This is a genomic window from Microbacterium sp. Cr-K32, assembly GCF_000708345.1.
GTDB lineage: Bacteria > Actinomycetota > Actinomycetes > Actinomycetales > Microbacteriaceae > Microbacterium > Microbacterium maritypicum_A.
The window spans coordinates 41,288-55,246 of the sequence record NZ_JARD01000015.1 but is presented as its reverse complement, the minus strand read 5'-3'; the positions used below and the strand labels follow the sequence as shown (position 1 = coordinate 55,246).

Here is a 13,959-nt window from a genome sequence, read left to right as displayed (position 1 = left end):
CCCTGCGGTGACAGGACCCTGGGGATCAGCGTGGGGCGCGCAGCTGCGCGAGCAGTCCGTCGAGTCGAGGAACGAGCTGCGGCGGCACCTCGGCCGGCAGCGCGTCGACCGGCCACCAGCGCAGGTCTTCCGATTCCTCGCTCACCGTGAGCGCAGCGTCGCGGTCGACGACCACGGCGATCCCGACGTCGAGGTGCGAGGCGCAGGAGCCGAAGCGGGACGAAAGTCCGTGATGGTCGAGATCGTAGGCGAGAGGTGCGGCCGCCGGGTCCACCGCGATACCCGTCTCCTCGCGCAGTTCGCGCAATGCACCGCTCAGGACCGAATCGTCTCCGTCCTCGACGTGACCTCCCGGCTGCACCCAGAACTGCCCCTTGCGATGGAAGACGAGCAGCGTGTGCTCGAGCGACACATCGAACACGACACATGACGCGGTGAGGTGATCCGGGCCCGACTCACGATGCACCGGGCCTCCGTCGGCCCCGAAGAACGAGGCGAAGTCGGCCTGCGCGGCGCGGTCGCGCTCCGATCGGGGAGCGAAGGCCGAGATCAGGCGGTGGGCGTCCGCTTCCAGAATCGAGATCATTCCTGCTCTCCTTCGGAGGAGTCGTCGTCGGCTTCCGGTCGCTCGCGAGGGACGAACTGCGGGATCCAGCGCAGGAAGCCGAGGGCGCCGACCAGACCGACCACACCCATCGCGGCCGCCGCGAACGGCAGGGCGGCGACAGCGGTGATGGCCGAGACCAGTAGCGGAGCGATCGCCCCGCCCGCGTCGGTGAGCGTGCGCCAGGAACCGAGGAAGGCCGCGGGTTCGCGCTTCGGCGCGACGTCGGCGCCCAGGGTCAGCAGGATCCCGCTCGACAGGCCGTTGCCGACACCGAGGACCACGGCGAACATGCCGAACCACAGCACCGCCGCATCGACGTCGTGCGTGAAGGACAGCGCGAGGAAGCCGGCTCCCATCAGCACCATCGCGGGCATCGCCGCCCACAGTCGACCGAAGCGATCCATCACCTGCCCGCTCGCGTAGAACAGGGCGAAGTCGATGGCCCCGGAGACACCGACGACGAGGGCGATGGTCGAGGCGTCCAATCCCAGCGACAGTCCCCAGAGCGGCAGCACGACCTGACGAGCCGAGCGCACGGCGGAGAGCGACGCGGCGGCGAGTCCGAGGCGTCCGAGCACCGCCCGCTGGCGCCACATCGTCTGGAAGATGCCCAGGCGTTCGACTGTCGGGATCGACCCGCTCACCGCCTCGCCGGAGTCTTCCAGATAGCGCTCGTGGGCGCTCGCCGGAACGGGAGGGATCATCTTCTCCGGGTCGGGCCCGAAGAGCACCAGCACCACCATGACCACGAGACAGGCGAGGAAGAACCAGATCGCCGCGCTCTCACTCCCGAACAGCTGCAGGAGTCCTGCGGCCACGAACGGTCCGATGAAGATGCCGAGGCGGAAGCTGCCGCCGAGAAGGGAGAGGGAGCGCGCGCGGAAGGCGACCGGCACTCGAGTGGTCATGAAGGCGTGCCGGGCGAGACCGAAGGCTGCCGCGCAGATCCCGAGAAGGAACACCGACGCCGCCAGCACGCCCAGCGACGGCGCGAACACCATCCCGATCCCGGCGACGATCGCGATCACGCCGGCGATCACCATCGTGTATCTCTCGCCGACCTTGCCCACTGCCCATCCGGCGGGGAGATTCCCGCACAGCTGCCCGATGACGAGCGCGGAGGCCACGAGTGCCGCGAACGCCACGTCTGCGCCCATGGACGCGGCGAGCACCGGGATCAGCGGGATCACGGCTCCCTCGCCGAGTGCGAAGAGGATCGTCGGCAGGTACACCATGGGTCCGAATTGCCGAAGGACCGTCGATGCACTGCTCACAGCTTCACGCTACTCCGCTCGACCAGGGATCTCGGACGACGGGGTCCCCGCGCGGGCAGGCGGCACGTTAGGCTGAGGTGTCATGCTCGAACTAGATCTCTCCGCCGAAATCCAGGCGCTCAGGCACACCTTCGGCGACATCAGCGAGGTCGTCGATGTCTCCCGTCTCCGCGACGACATCGCGCGTCTCAGCGAGGAGGCCGGCGCCCCCGACCTCTGGGACGACACCGAGAACGCGCAGAAGGTGACCAGCGCACTCAGCCACCGTCAGTCCGAGCTCGCCCGCATCACCGGCATCGCTCAGCGTCTCGACGACCTCGAGGTGCTCGTCGGGCTCGCGAACGAGATGGGCGATGAGGACTCCGCACAGGAGGCTCGTGCCGAACTCGCCGCCCTCACCGACCTGATCAACCAGCTCGAGGTGCAGACGCTGCTCGACGGCGAATACGACGAGCGATCCGCGATCATCACGATCCGCTCCGGCGCGGGCGGCGACGACGCCACCGATTTCGCCGAGATGCTGATGCGCATGTACCTGCGCTGGGCGGAACGGCACAAGTACCCGGTCAAGGTCATGGACACGTCCTACGCAGAGGGCGCGGGCATCAAGTCGGCGACCTTCGAGATCGACGCGCCCTACGCCTTCGGCACCATCTCGGTCGAGGCCGGAACGCATCGCCTCGCGCGCATCAGCCCGTTCGGCTCGGCCGACAAGCGCCAGACGTCGTTCGCCGCCGTCGAGGTCATCCCGCTGATGGAGGAGGCCACCGAGGTCGACATCCCGGAGAGCGATATCCGCGTCGACGTCTTCCGCTCCTCCGGTCCTGGTGGGCAGTCGGTCAACACGACCGACTCGGCCGTGCGCCTCACCCACCTCCCGACCGGCATCGTCGTCTCCATGCAGAACGAGAAGTCGCAGATCCAGAACCGCGCCGCAGCGATGCGCGTGCTGCAGACCCGATTGCTGCTGCTGCAGAAGGAGCAGGAGGCGGCGAAGAAGAAGGAGCTCGCGGGCAACATCACCGCGAGCTGGGGCGACCAGATGCGCTCCTACTTCCTCTACGGCCAGCAGCTGGTGAAAGACCTCCGCACGGGTCAGGAGTCCGGCAACCCTGCGGCCGTCTTCGACGGCGATCTCGACGACTTCATCTCCGCGGGCATCCGTTGGCGTAAGCGCAAGATCGAGGACTGAGTCCGCGAAGAAGGCCCCGGAGCGATCCGGGGCCTTCTTGCTGCGCGCGCGCGTTCAGCGCCCGGAGTCGCGGAGGGTCCCGGTCACATCCTCGTAGCTGAAGAGGATGCACTGCACGGTGCGGTCGTTCTCCCGGATCCAGGTCGCCTTCGTTGGCTGGTAGTTGTAGAAGTCGAGTTCGGAAGCCTCGTAGGATCTGCCGACATACGCCTCGAACGCCTCATAACAGCCGTTCCACGCACTTTCGTTCAGCACGTCGTCGCCGGGGAATTCGCCGTCCTCGACGTCGTAGATGAAGAAGACCTCGTCGGTATGCGGTTGCTCACAGGGAACCACGGGCAGCTCGAACACCAATTCGTCTTCGCCGTACTCGACCAATGGCAGGCAGTCGCCCACTTCGAGGTCGGCGAAGGGCACCATCTCGGCACCCTCGATCGACGAGGGGTCCTGGCTCTCGGTGGCGGTGCCGCCATCCGTCGGCCGTTCGCTGGGAGTGCCGAACGACGTGCCGTCGGTATCCGGCGACGAGGTCGTCGCGACCACCAGGAAGGACACAGCGGCAGCGAGGATCGCACCGACCACGGCGATGACGAGACCGGTGATCCCCGGCCACTTCCTTCCGCGGAGGAACAGGGAGATGAGCGACATCACGAACCCGACCGCGAGAAGGGCCCACCCGGCGATCACGATCGCGGGAATGCAGGCACTGACGACGCCGACGATGACGGCGACCAGGCCGAAGATGCCCACCACCGGCACTCCGGCCGCAGGCTGCGGAGAAGGAGCCACCGGCCACGTGGCCGCCGGATACCCGCCATAGGGCGCGGAGGTCGTGCTGGTCTGGGGTGCTGCGGCAGCCGATGGAGAGAACGTCTGGCCGGCGAGCGTGTATGGCGGGACGAAGGGCGCCTGCTCGGCGTCGGCTGAGGGAACGACAGGTGCGGCCGGTTCCGGAGTCGACCCGGCGGGGGTCGACGCGGCTGCGGTCGTCTCGGCTGCGGTCGTCTCGGTGGCGGGTGCGTGTTGCCCGGTGACGACGTGCTCCGTCCACTGCAGTCCGTCCCACCACCGTCGGTTTCCGGAGCCGTCGTCGTACCAGCCGGCAGGTGTTGTCATCAGGCGTTCCGTGCGTCTTTCTCGGTCGGCGGATGCGTGGTGAGGTCGTCTCGCTACGCAGGCCTCTCCACAGGGGCTCGGCCGTCAGTGACGACGGTAGCGGCGCTGCGGGGTCTGTGTCGAATGAGAAGACGATCACGTGAAGAAGGCCTCGGGAGCACGGTGCTCCCGAGGCCTTCTTGGCCCATTGGGGACGGGTCAGGGCACCAAGCACCCGGTGATCGCATCGGTGTCGCCGAGCACCTCGGCGACACCGTACAGGGCATCGGTGTCGGTGAGGGTGCCGTCGCTGTCGGCGATCGTGCGCAACGTCGCATTGTCGAGGTCGGAGGCGACGAAGAGGTCGGCGAGGCAGGTGATCTGAGCCTCGGTGTACCCCTCTGCACCCGACGAGGCGAGAATCGCCGTCAGACCTTGCGCGACCTCAGGAGCGGTCGGACGAACTCCGACATCCGTTCCTTCGGAGCCGTCGGTATCGCTCGGCGCGGTGGCCTCGATCGACGGAGAAGAGGTGGGCAGCTTGTCGATCTCCTCGCTCACTCCCTGCGCGAAGGCGAAGAGGTAGACGAACGACATCACGATGCCGATGATCGTCCCGACGACCGCCAGGATGAGTCCGGCGATGCCCGGCCACTTCTTCCCCTTGAGGAACAGCGAGATGAGCGACACGATGAATCCCGCGCCGAGCAGGATGAAGCCGAAGAATCCGATCACCGGGATGAAGACCAGGATGGTGCCGAGCACCCCGAGCCCGAGCCCGACGAGTCCGAGGATCGAGAGCTTCTTCGGTTCCTCGACGGCAGGCTGCCCGTACGGGGCTGCAGCCGGATACCCCGTCGTGCTGCCGGAGTACGCCGGGGCGGTGCCGGGGTAGAAGTCGGCCGACGGCGTCGGAACCTCCGCCGGGGCGGCTGGAGCGGCCGGAGCGGCTGGTGCGGAGTAGGCGCCGAGGTCGTCGCTCAGGGGAGTCGTCGGTGCGGTCGCGTCCGGCGACGGGGGTGTGGTCGCGGTGTCGTCGGATGCACGGATCACGGTGTCATCGATCGACGATGCCGAGGACCCGGCCTGTTCCGAAGACCCGGCGTGCGCGTCGGGATCGACCGCGGCGTCCGCGGCCTCCGGGGCGAAGTGCTCGGTCCACTGCTGGCCGTCCCACCAGCGCTGTCGACCCGATCCGTCGTCGTACCATCCTGCGGGCGTTGTCATGGCTCCCCCTTGAAAGAACTCGGCAGCTGCTTCCTGCAGCCGACATCTTCATGTATAGCAGTGGGAGGCGACGCGCCACCGGGTCGCGGATGGGGAGCTCTCCCCATCCGGCCCTGAGGGCGGAAGCGCCGTGCGGGGTGTCGCTCGCGGCCAGCGGACAGCCCGCACGTAGGCTCGTAGCGCCATGATTCGGTTCGAGAACGTCACGAAACGCTACCGCGGGACGTCGAAGCCCGCCCTTTCCGGAGTCGACTTCGAGGTGCAACGCGGGGAGTTCGTCTTCCTCGTCGGAGCCTCGGGTTCCGGCAAGTCCTCCTGTCTGCGCCTTATTCTGCGCGAAGACGTCCCGACGTCGGGGCGGGTCGCGGTGCTCGGCAGAGACCTGCGCGCGCTCGCGAACCGGAAGGTGCCGTACTTCCGCCGCCACATCGGGTCGGTCTTCCAGGACTTCCGGTTGCTGCCTTCGAAGACGGTCTACCAGAACGTCGCGTTCACGCTTCAGGTGACCGGTTCGTCGCGCGGCTTCATCCAGCAGGCGGTTCCGGAGGCCCTCGCCCTCGTGGGTCTCGACGGCAAACAGAAGCGGATGCCCCACGAGCTCTCGGGTGGAGAGCAGCAGCGGGTCGCCATCGCGCGAGCCCTCGTCAACCGTCCCCAGGTTCTGCTCGCCGACGAGCCGACCGGAAACCTCGACCCCGCGACGTCGGTCGACATCATGCAGCTGCTCGCTCGCATCAACGCCGGCGGCACCACTGTGTTGATGGCCACGCACGAGGCCGGATTCGTCGACCAGATGCAGCGCCGAGTGATCGAGCTGCGTGACGGGGAGATGGTGCGCGACGAGGTGCACGGCGGATACGGCGACACCTCCAACATCCCGCGCCTCGTCCCGGAGGAGGTGCGCGGAGCGGCGGCGGCGGCTGCTCTCACCGCGGTCCAGGAGGTGCAGCGTCAGACAGCCGATCTCTCGGTGGTGCGTGCCGCGCTGGCCGAGGAGCTCAGCACTCAGCGCACGGCGGCCGCGTCCTCCGTCGACCGCGAGGGAGAGACCGTGGTTCCCCCGGCCCCGCGCACGGTCGAACCTCCGGAGTCGGTGCATTCCCCGGAGACCGGCGCCGCGGCCGGAGTCGTGGAGCCTCCTGCTGTCGCGGAGACCCCTGCTGTCGCGGAGCCTCGTGCTGTCGTGGAACCTCCGACGGTGATCCGGCCGCGTACCCATCCGATCGCTCTGCCGACGGTGGACGTCGCCGAGCTCGGCGTCGCCGATCGCCTCGGACTCTCCGATGAAGACGACGAGGAAGTGGGCCCGACCTCATGAGAATCGGACTCATCCTGACCGAAGCCCTGGGCGGCCTGCGGCGGAACATCTCGATGGTGATCTCCGTCGTGCTCGTCACCTTCGTCTCCTTGACGTTCGTGGGCGCCGCGATCCTCATGCAGGGGCAGATCGGGGTCATGCGCGGGTACTGGGCCGAACGTGCCCAGGTGGCGGTGTACATGTGTTCGGCGGTCTCGGAATCCGAGACGTGCCTCGACGGCGCGGCGAGCGAGGAGCAGGTCGCCTCCGTCCGGGCTCAGCTCGAGGGTGACGCGCTCAAGCCGCTCATCAGCTCCATGACCTTCGATACGAAGGAAGAGACGTACGCCAAGCTCGTCGACCAGCTCGGCGCGGACCAGGCGAGCGTGCTCTCGCCCGACCAGGCGTTCGAGGTGTTCTTCGTCACGATGAAGGACCCTGGTCAGTCGCAGGTGCTCGCCGAGGCGTTCAGTGGACAGGCCGGGGTCGAGCAGGTCAAGGACCAGCTGCAGTATCTCGAGCCGTTGTTCTCCGCGTTGACGGTCGCGACCTACATCGCGGTGGGAATCGCCGTGCTCATGCTCATCGCGGCGACCCTACTGATCGGCACGACCATCCGATTGTCCGCGTATGCGAGGCGCAAGGAGATCGGCATCATGCGCTTGGTCGGAGCCTCGAACCGCTTCATCCAGACGCCGTTCGTCCTCGAGGGCGTGTTCGCCGCCTTCCTCGGCTCGGCTCTGGCCAGCGCCGCCGTCGTCGCCGGTATGCACTTCGGGGTCAACGGCTACCTGCGGGGGAGGGTGCCGTTCATCACCACATGGGTCACGATGCAGGACGCGGCTCTCGTGGTTCCCGTGCTGATCGGGATCGGCGTGATCCTCGCAGCGCTCTCCGCCGGCTTCGCGATCCGACGCTGGCTGCGTACCTGATAGCCTGAAAGGCTGCTCGGTCGGAACGATCGATCGAGCTCATCACGGCAACAGGAGAGCATCATGCCCAGGGAACGCGGAGAGAAGGTCGTCGCGACCAATCGTCGCGCACGTCACGACTACACGATCGAGAAGTCGTACGAAGCGGGGATGGTGCTCACCGGCACCGAGGTCAAGTCGCTGCGTCAGGGTCGCGCCAACCTCAGTGACGGCTATGCGTTCGTGAAGGGGAACGAGGTCTTCCTCGATTCCGTGCACATCCCCGAGTACTCGCAGGGGCACTGGACGAACCACTCGGCCAAACGCATCCGCAAGCTGCTCCTCCATCGCGAGGAGATCGCCAAGATCGCGCACGCCGTCTCGGCCGGGGGATACACCCTCATCCCGCTGAAGCTGTACTTCTCCGACGGTCGTGCCAAGGTCGAGATCGCCCTGGCGAAGGGCAAGCGCGAATACGACAAGCGGCAGACCCTGCGCGAGCGTCAGGACACCCGTGAGGCCGACCGTGCCATGCGTCTGCGCAATCGCGTGGGAGAGTAGCCCCGGGCTCTCAGGCCCCGACTCTCCGGCACTGCCGTGACGAGTCGACAGCCCGTCACGGGCGCGGGTGGAAGCCGAAGACGCGGCCGAGGAACGCCAGCTCGCGGTCGAGGGAGTCGACGATGGTCTCCGCGCTCCGGAAACCATGTCCCTCGGTGGGATAGAGGACGTACTCGTGCTCGATGCCGCGCTCTGCCAGAGCATCGCGGATCGCCTCGGACTGGGATGGAGGGACGACGCGGTCCTCGCCGCCCTGCAGGAGCAGGACGGGGACAGTGATGCGATCTGTGTGCGTGAGCGGTGAACGCTCGACGTACAGATGCTCGTACTCGGGCAGCGGGCCCACCAGGCCGTCGATGTACGATGCCTCGAAGTCATGAGTCTCCGCGGCCAGCATCCGCAGGTCGGCGACGCCGTAGCGGCTGATCCCCGCGGCGAAGGCTCCGCCTCGCACCAGTGCCGACAGCACGGTCCAGCCGCCTGCCGATCCGCCGCGGATGGCCAGGCGGTCGGGGTCGGCGAGCCCGGCGGCAGCCAGGCCCCGCGCCGCCGCGATCACGTCGTCGACGTCGACGACACCCCACTGGCCGTCCAAGCGTTCGCGATAGGCACGACCATAGCCGGTGGAGCCCCCGTAGTTCACGTCGAGCACGCCGATCCCGCGGCTCGTGTAGAAGGCGATCGCTGCCGAGGCTGCCCCAGTCACATGCGCCGTCGGTCCGCCGTGGACCAGCACGACGTAGGGCGGGAGCTCGTCGACGGGGGCCTCCTCGTCGGGGTTCGCCGGCGGATAGGCGAATGCGTGCACGGCGCCGTGCGGACCGTCGATCTCGATCGACATCGACGCCGGCATCCAGCGCGGATCGACGGGCTCCCCGCCGCGCACGGCGACGACCTCTCCCGACTCGATATCGACGCACCAGAGCCCCGCCGCCACCCGGGAACCGTTGCCGGAGAGCAGCACCCGGGTGCCGCGGACCGCATCGACGCTCACATGACCGTCGCCGGGGAACTCGATGATGCTCTCGCCCCCTCCGGTGTCGATCACGACGACGTCGTCGCGCCCGTTCGTGCGGACGGCGACGATGCGGCCGTCCTCCAACGGCTGATACCAGCGGTTGCCGAGCACCCAGAGCCCGTAGCCCGTGTCGGCATCGGACGGAGCCAGCGGCCGCGGGGATCCGGAAGGCGTCACCCCGTCGATGGCGATGCGGTGGAGTGTCCAGCGGTCATCGGCGATGTCGGCGAAGACCAGTTCCGTGTCGCTGAGCCACTCGGGCTGCAGCGCCGCTCGCGAGGGGATCGTCCGCGGGAGGCCTCCGTCGACCTCGGCGACCTGCACGCGCGCGCTCTCCCACGGCATCTTCCCCCGTTCCCAGGCGACCCACGCGGCGCGGGTCCCGTCAGGGGAGAATGCGGGGTGGGCGAAGAACCCCTCGCCCTGCACGATCACGCTGACCGCTGACTCGTCTTCTGCGGCGGAGCCGTCGAGCGGGATCTCGACGATCGCACGGAGTTTCGGTGTGGTCGAGAGGTCTTCGCGCACGGCGAGCAGACGTCCGTCCTGCACGCGCAGACCTCCGTGCGCGGGACCGGCAGCGGTGAGCGTGACGAGATCCCCGTCGGGGGTCAGGCGGCGCACCCGCTGGTCTGAGGCGTCGACGAAGTAGAGCGTCCCCCGATCGTCCGCCGTCCAGGCGCCACCACCGTATTCGTGCACGCGGGAGCGGGCGTTCCAGGGCGCGGGGAGGACCTCGGCGCCCGTGGAACTCCGTACCGTCACCCGTCCCTTCTCGGACGGCACCGACTCACCCCACCAGATCTCCGTGCCGACGAAGCGGGCGCCGTCGATGCGAGGTGAGGACGCCGCGACTGATGCCGCGGAGAAAGGCGAAGGCCAGGAACCGTAGGGGGACGACGTCATGCTTCGAGCCTATGGGGCGCTGGCACGAGCGTCACGCGGGGCGCACACGAAGGCCCTCCAGGGAGCCGGGAGGGCCTTCGTCGTGCTCTCGTCTCAGACCGCGCGGAGCACCGCCACGATCTTGCCGAGGATCACGGCTTCATCGCCCAGGATGGGCTCGAACGCCGAGTTGCGCGGGAGCAGCCACGTGTGGCCGTCGCGACGGCGCAGCACCTTGACGGTGGCCTCGCCGTCGAGCATCGCCGCGACGATCTCGCCGTTCTCGGCGCTGTTCTGCGAACGGACGACGACCCAGTCGCCGTCGCAGATGGCGGCGTCGATCATCGACTCGCCGGAGACCTTGAGCATGAACAGGTCGCCCTTGCCCACCAGCTGGCGGGGGAGCGGGAAGATCTCCTCGACCTGCTGGTCGGCGGTGATCGGCACACCCGCGGCGATTCGTCCGACGAGGGGGACGAGTGCCGCATCGCCGACCGGGGCCGCCACGTCGGCTGGATTCTCGGTGCTGGCCCCCGGGAGGTCGATGAGCACTTCCATGGCGCGGGTCTTCCCGGGGTCGCGACGCAGATAGCCGCTGAGCTCCAACTGCCCGAGCTGGTGGGTGACGCTGGAGAGGGACTTGAGACCGACGGCGTCGCCGATCTCGCGCATGCTCGGCGGGTAGCCGTGGTGCGCGATCGAGTTCTGGATGACCTCGAGGATCGCCATCTGCTTCGGGCTGAGGCTCTTCCGGCGGCGCGTGCGCGGTGCCTCCGACTCGGGGGCAGAGTTCTCGCTCATGGTGCTCCTTCAGTGCGTGATCCGACGTCCCTCTTCGAATGTCGGAGGCCCGTGGTGGGGTGTCCTTATCGAAACCGTATCCGAGAAACGGGCCGATCTGGAAGATCTGTTCGAGCGTGTCGGCTCATTTCCGGATTCGGTTTCGAAGAATACTTGACAGATGTTCGAACTCGAAGATATCTTCGGTACGTAGCTTCGCATTCACGGCTCCCGGCCGAGACGGGAATGCGAACGCTACGCCAACTTCCCCGGCGGCCTCACCGCTCCGGGACAGGCTAAGGAGCACCACATGAGCAGCATCAGCTTCAGCACCGCAGCAGTCATTCCGGCGTCGACCCGTCCCACGACGCGACTCCGACTGACGACGCGTGGCCGCGCCGTGCTGCTGGCCTTCGCCTCGGTCCCGCTCGCGATCGGTATCGCCTTCGCGGCGCTCAGCGGTGGCAGCGCGATCGCTTCGGGAGCAGATTCGGCCGCCGTCAGCGTCGAGACGGTGACCGTCATGCCGGGAGACACCCTCTGGTCGATCGCCACCAGCGTCGCTCCCGATGCCGACCCGCGCGACGTCATCGGTGAGATCAGCCGGATGAACCTGCTGCGCGGTGGAGAACTCCAGATCGGCCAGACGCTCGCCATCCCGGCCCAGTACGTGAACTGATCCGGCGGCGGCAGCACTGCAGCAACTTTGCGTCATCGAGGCGAGGCGCCGCTTAGCATGGGAAGGGTGACCCTCTCCCTCAACGATCTCCCGCTACGTGACGATCTTCGCGGATTGACGCCATACGGCGCTCCGCAAGCGCCGCTCCCGATCGCGCTCAACGTGAACGAGAACACGCATCCGATCCCCGACGCGGTGGCGAGCGACATCCTCGACGACATCGCCGTCGCGATCCGCGACGTCAACCGCTATCCGGACCGGGAGTTCACGACGCTCCGCGAGTCGTTCGCGGAGTACCTGGGGCACGGGCTCACGCCGGAGCAGATCTGGGCCGGCAACGGCTCGAACGAGGTTCTCCAGCACATCCTCCAGGCTTTCGGAGGTCCCGGGCGCACGGCGTTCGGTTTCGCGCCGACGTATTCGATGTACCCGCTCATCGCCCAGGGGACGGGAGCACGCTGGATCGCCGGCACGCGTCAGCCCGACTACACGATCACCCCGGACGAGGCTGCCGAGCAGGTGCGGGCCGCCGATCCCGATGTGGTCATCCTCTGTTCTCCCAACAACCCCACCGGCACGCCGCTCGGGCTGGACGTGATCGAAGCCGTGTACGACGCGGCCCGTGGCATCGTGATCGTGGATGAGGCGTACCAGGAGTTCGCGCCGCGCGATGCGATCTCTGCCCTGACCCTGCTCGACGGACGCCCGCGTCTCGCCGTCTCGCGCACCATGAGCAAGGCCTTCGCCTTCGCCGGGGCCCGGGTCGGGTACCTCGCTGCTGACCCCGCCTTCATCGACGCGTTGCGTCTGGTGCGTCTGCCCTATCACCTGAGCGCTCTCACCCAGGCGGCGGCGATAGCGGCCCTGCGCAACGCCGACGTGATGCTCGCGATGGTGGAGGAGATCGTCGAGCAGCGCGATCGGATCACGGCGACCCTCGAAGCGCTCGGATACCAGCCGCACGAATCGTGGTCGAACTTCGTCCTGTTCGGCGGCGTCGCCGACCCGCGGGCCACCTGGCAGCAGCTGTACGACCGCGGCGTGCTCGTGCGCGATGTCGGCATCCCCGGACACCTCAGGGTCAGCGCGGGCACGGAGGCCGAGACCACCGCGTTCCTCGAGGCGCTGGCCTCGATAGGATCGGCTTCATGAGCACCCCCGCACTGACCCCGCGCACCGCGAACCGTGTGCGCAGCACGTCGGAGTCCACCGTCGAGCTCGAGCTGAACCTCGACGGCACCGGGGCGAGCCGTATCGACACGTCCGTGCCGTTCTTCGACCACATGCTCACCGCCTTCGCGAAGCATTCGCTGACCGACCTCACGGTGCGGGCTTCCGGCGACACGCACATCGACGCGCACCACACGGTGGAAGACGTCTCGATCGTGCTCGGCCAAGCCATTCTCGAAGCTCTCGGGGACAAGTCCGGGATCTCCCGTTACGGCGACGCGCTCGTTCCCCTCGACGAGGCACTGGCGCAGGCGGTCGTCGACATCTCCGGTCGTCCGTATCTCGTGCACACGGGAGAGCCTGAAGGCTTCGAACACCACCTCATCGGCGGGCACTTCACCGGTTCGCTGGTGCGTCACTCATTCGAGGCCATCAGTTTCAATGCCGGTCTGACCGTGCACGTGCGTGTGCTCGGCGGGCGTGATCCGCACCACATCGCCGAGGCGGAGTACAAGGCTTTCGCTCGCGCATTCCGCGAAGCCAAGGCTCTGGACCCGCTCGTCGACGGCATCCCGTCCACGAAGGGCGCGCTGTGAGCGCAGCGCCCCGGGTCGCGGTGTTCGACTACGAGTCGGGCAACGTCCACTCGGCGGTGAAGGCGCTCGTCGCCGCCGGCGCGGATGCCGTGCTGACGCGCGACCGCGCCACCGCTCTCGAGGCGGATGGACTCGTCGTCCCCGGTGTCGGGGCATTCCAGGCCGTCCGCGATGCCCTGCGCGCCCACGGAGGGGACGAGATCATCGATCGCCGTCTCGCCGGCGGCCGTCCGGTCCTCGGGATCTGCGTCGGGATGCAGGTCCTCTTCGAGCACGGCGTCGAGCGCGGGCACGACACCGAAGGGCTCGGCGAGTGGCCCGGCGCGGTCACCGAGCTCAATGCCCCGGTGCTGCCGCACATGGGCTGGAACACGGTCGAGCCCGGTGCCGACAGCGTGCTCTTCCGAGGCATCGAACAGGAGCGCTTCTACTTCGTGCACTCCTACGCCGCGCAGTCCTGGGAACTCGACGTCATCCCGCCGTTCCCCGAGCCCGTTTTGACCTGGACGAGGTACGGCGACCCGTTCCTCGCCGCCGTCGAGAACGGGCCGCTCTCGGCGACGCAGTTCCACCCGGAGAAGTCCGGGGAAGCCGGCATCCAGCTGCTGCGCAACTGGGTCGGAAGCCTCTGACGTCTTCGGCAGGCGTCACCCGTTTTGTTCCCCGC

At 68.0% G+C, this 13,959-nt stretch carries 14 protein-coding genes; 8 read left to right on the top strand and 6 right to left on the bottom strand.

What is annotated here, in order from left to right; genetic code table 11:
• Positions 1-25: 25 nt before the first annotated feature.
• Positions 26-586, bottom strand: coding sequence for an NUDIX hydrolase (locus GZ64_RS0107375; RefSeq protein ID WP_051667890.1), 561 nt, complete (start codon positions 584-586; stop codon positions 26-28).
• Positions 583-1,842, bottom strand: a complete 1,260-nt coding sequence (locus GZ64_RS0107370) for an MFS transporter (RefSeq protein WP_051667889.1) — start codon at positions 1,840-1,842, stop codon at positions 583-585. Before GZ64_RS0107370 ends, GZ64_RS0107375 begins: the two co-directional genes overlap by 4 nt.
• Before the next feature lie 121 nt (positions 1,843-1,963).
• Between GZ64_RS0107370 and prfB the strand changes: the two genes are divergently transcribed.
• Positions 1,964-3,073, top strand: coding sequence for a peptide chain release factor 2 (prfB, locus tag GZ64_RS0107365; RefSeq protein ID WP_029260598.1), 1,110 nt, complete (start codon positions 1,964-1,966; stop codon positions 3,071-3,073).
• 54 nt (positions 3,074-3,127) lie between these two features.
• Here the strand turns inward: prfB and GZ64_RS19425 are convergent, their stop codons facing one another.
• Positions 3,128-4,189 (bottom strand): DUF2510 domain-containing protein, encoded by a 1,062-nt coding sequence (locus tag GZ64_RS19425; protein ID WP_051667888.1) that lies wholly within the window; start codon positions 4,187-4,189, stop codon positions 3,128-3,130.
• 198 nt (positions 4,190-4,387) lie between these two features.
• On the bottom strand, positions 4,388-5,395 hold the full coding sequence (locus GZ64_RS0107355; RefSeq protein ID WP_029265660.1) for a DUF2510 domain-containing protein: 1,008 nt from the start codon (positions 5,393-5,395) through the stop codon (positions 4,388-4,390).
• A 184-nt stretch (positions 5,396-5,579) separates the two neighbouring features.
• Here GZ64_RS0107355 and ftsE point away from each other — a divergent pair, with 184 nt between their 5' ends.
• The 3 genes from ftsE to smpB all read left to right on the top strand — a co-directional run bounded on the left by ftsE (position 5,580) and on the right by smpB (position 8,164).
• On the top strand, positions 5,580-6,713 hold the full coding sequence (gene ftsE, locus GZ64_RS0107350; protein WP_029265658.1) for a cell division ATP-binding protein FtsE: 1,134 nt from the start codon (positions 5,580-5,582) through the stop codon (positions 6,711-6,713).
• The gene (gene ftsX, locus GZ64_RS0107345) at positions 6,710-7,624 is read left to right on the top strand and encodes a permease-like cell division protein FtsX (RefSeq protein ID WP_029260601.1); all 915 of its coding nucleotides are present in this window, start codon (positions 6,710-6,712) and stop codon (positions 7,622-7,624) included. The genes ftsE and ftsX overlap by 4 nt, the downstream gene beginning before the upstream one ends.
• Before the next feature lie 63 nt (positions 7,625-7,687).
• Entirely contained in the window at positions 7,688-8,164 is a 477-nt protein-coding gene (gene smpB, locus GZ64_RS0107340; RefSeq protein ID WP_021199784.1) for an SsrA-binding protein SmpB, read from the top strand.
• 55 nt (positions 8,165-8,219) lie between these two features.
• Here the strand turns inward: smpB and GZ64_RS0107335 are convergent, their stop codons facing one another.
• Positions 8,220-10,088 (bottom strand): S9 family peptidase, encoded by a 1,869-nt coding sequence (locus GZ64_RS0107335; RefSeq protein ID WP_029265656.1) that lies wholly within the window; start codon positions 10,086-10,088, stop codon positions 8,220-8,222.
• 93 nt (positions 10,089-10,181) lie between these two features.
• Positions 10,182-10,868: a transcriptional repressor LexA gene (lexA, locus tag GZ64_RS0107330; protein WP_029265655.1), complete on the bottom strand. Its 687-nt coding sequence runs from the start codon at positions 10,866-10,868 to the stop codon at positions 10,182-10,184.
• A 289-nt stretch (positions 10,869-11,157) separates the two neighbouring features.
• Here lexA and GZ64_RS0107325 point away from each other — a divergent pair, with 289 nt between their 5' ends.
• Genes GZ64_RS0107325 through hisH form a run of 4 tightly spaced genes read left to right on the top strand, consistent with a single transcriptional unit; the run spans position 11,158 to position 13,924 of the window.
• Entirely contained in the window at positions 11,158-11,526 is a 369-nt protein-coding gene (locus tag GZ64_RS0107325; RefSeq protein WP_021199781.1) for a LysM peptidoglycan-binding domain-containing protein, read from the top strand.
• Between the two features lie 57 nt (positions 11,527-11,583).
• Entirely contained in the window at positions 11,584-12,678 is a 1,095-nt protein-coding gene (locus GZ64_RS0107320) for a histidinol-phosphate transaminase (RefSeq protein ID WP_029260603.1), read from the top strand.
• Complete coding sequence (gene hisB / locus GZ64_RS0107315) at positions 12,675-13,292, top strand: imidazoleglycerol-phosphate dehydratase HisB (RefSeq protein ID WP_021199779.1); 618 nt, start codon at positions 12,675-12,677, stop codon at positions 13,290-13,292. The genes GZ64_RS0107320 and hisB overlap by 4 nt, the downstream gene beginning before the upstream one ends.
• The gene (hisH, locus tag GZ64_RS0107310; protein WP_029265654.1) at positions 13,289-13,924 is read left to right on the top strand and encodes an imidazole glycerol phosphate synthase subunit HisH; all 636 of its coding nucleotides are present in this window, start codon (positions 13,289-13,291) and stop codon (positions 13,922-13,924) included. The genes hisB and hisH overlap by 4 nt, the downstream gene beginning before the upstream one ends.
• The last annotated feature ends 35 nt before the right edge of the window (positions 13,925-13,959 follow it).

Bases quoted from the DNA above. Each gene is read 5' to 3' on its own strand.
- GZ64_RS0107335 (WP_029265656.1), bottom strand. From the start codon at position 10,088: ATGACGTCGTCCCCCTACGGTTCCTGGCCTTCGCCTTTCTCCGCGGCA.
- GZ64_RS0107370 (WP_051667889.1), bottom strand. From the start codon at position 1,842: ATGGTGTACCTGCCGACGATCCTCTTCGCACTCGGCGAGGGAGCCGTG.
- GZ64_RS0107355 (WP_029265660.1), bottom strand. From the start codon at position 5,395: ATGACAACGCCCGCAGGATGGTACGACGACGGATCGGGTCGACAGCGC.
- GZ64_RS19425 (WP_051667888.1), bottom strand. From the start codon at position 4,189: ATGACAACACCTGCCGGCTGGTACGACGACGGCTCCGGAAACCGACGG.
- GZ64_RS0107320 (WP_029260603.1), top strand. From the start codon at position 11,584: ATGGGAAGGGTGACCCTCTCCCTCAACGATCTCCCGCTACGTGACGAT.
- GZ64_RS0107325 (WP_021199781.1), top strand. From the start codon at position 11,158: ATGAGCAGCATCAGCTTCAGCACCGCAGCAGTCATTCCGGCGTCGACC.
- ftsX (WP_029260601.1), top strand. From the start codon at position 6,710: ATGAGAATCGGACTCATCCTGACCGAAGCCCTGGGCGGCCTGCGGCGG.
- hisB (WP_021199779.1), top strand. From the start codon at position 12,675: ATGAGCACCCCCGCACTGACCCCGCGCACCGCGAACCGTGTGCGCAGC.
- ftsE (WP_029265658.1), top strand. From the start codon at position 5,580: ATGATTCGGTTCGAGAACGTCACGAAACGCTACCGCGGGACGTCGAAG.
- smpB (WP_021199784.1), top strand. From the start codon at position 7,688: ATGCCCAGGGAACGCGGAGAGAAGGTCGTCGCGACCAATCGTCGCGCA.
- GZ64_RS0107375 (WP_051667890.1), bottom strand. From the start codon at position 586: ATGATCTCGATTCTGGAAGCGGACGCCCACCGCCTGATCTCGGCCTTC.
- lexA (WP_029265655.1), bottom strand. From the start codon at position 10,868: ATGAGCGAGAACTCTGCCCCCGAGTCGGAGGCACCGCGCACGCGCCGC.
- prfB (WP_029260598.1), top strand. From the start codon at position 1,964: ATGCTCGAACTAGATCTCTCCGCCGAAATCCAGGCGCTCAGGCACACC.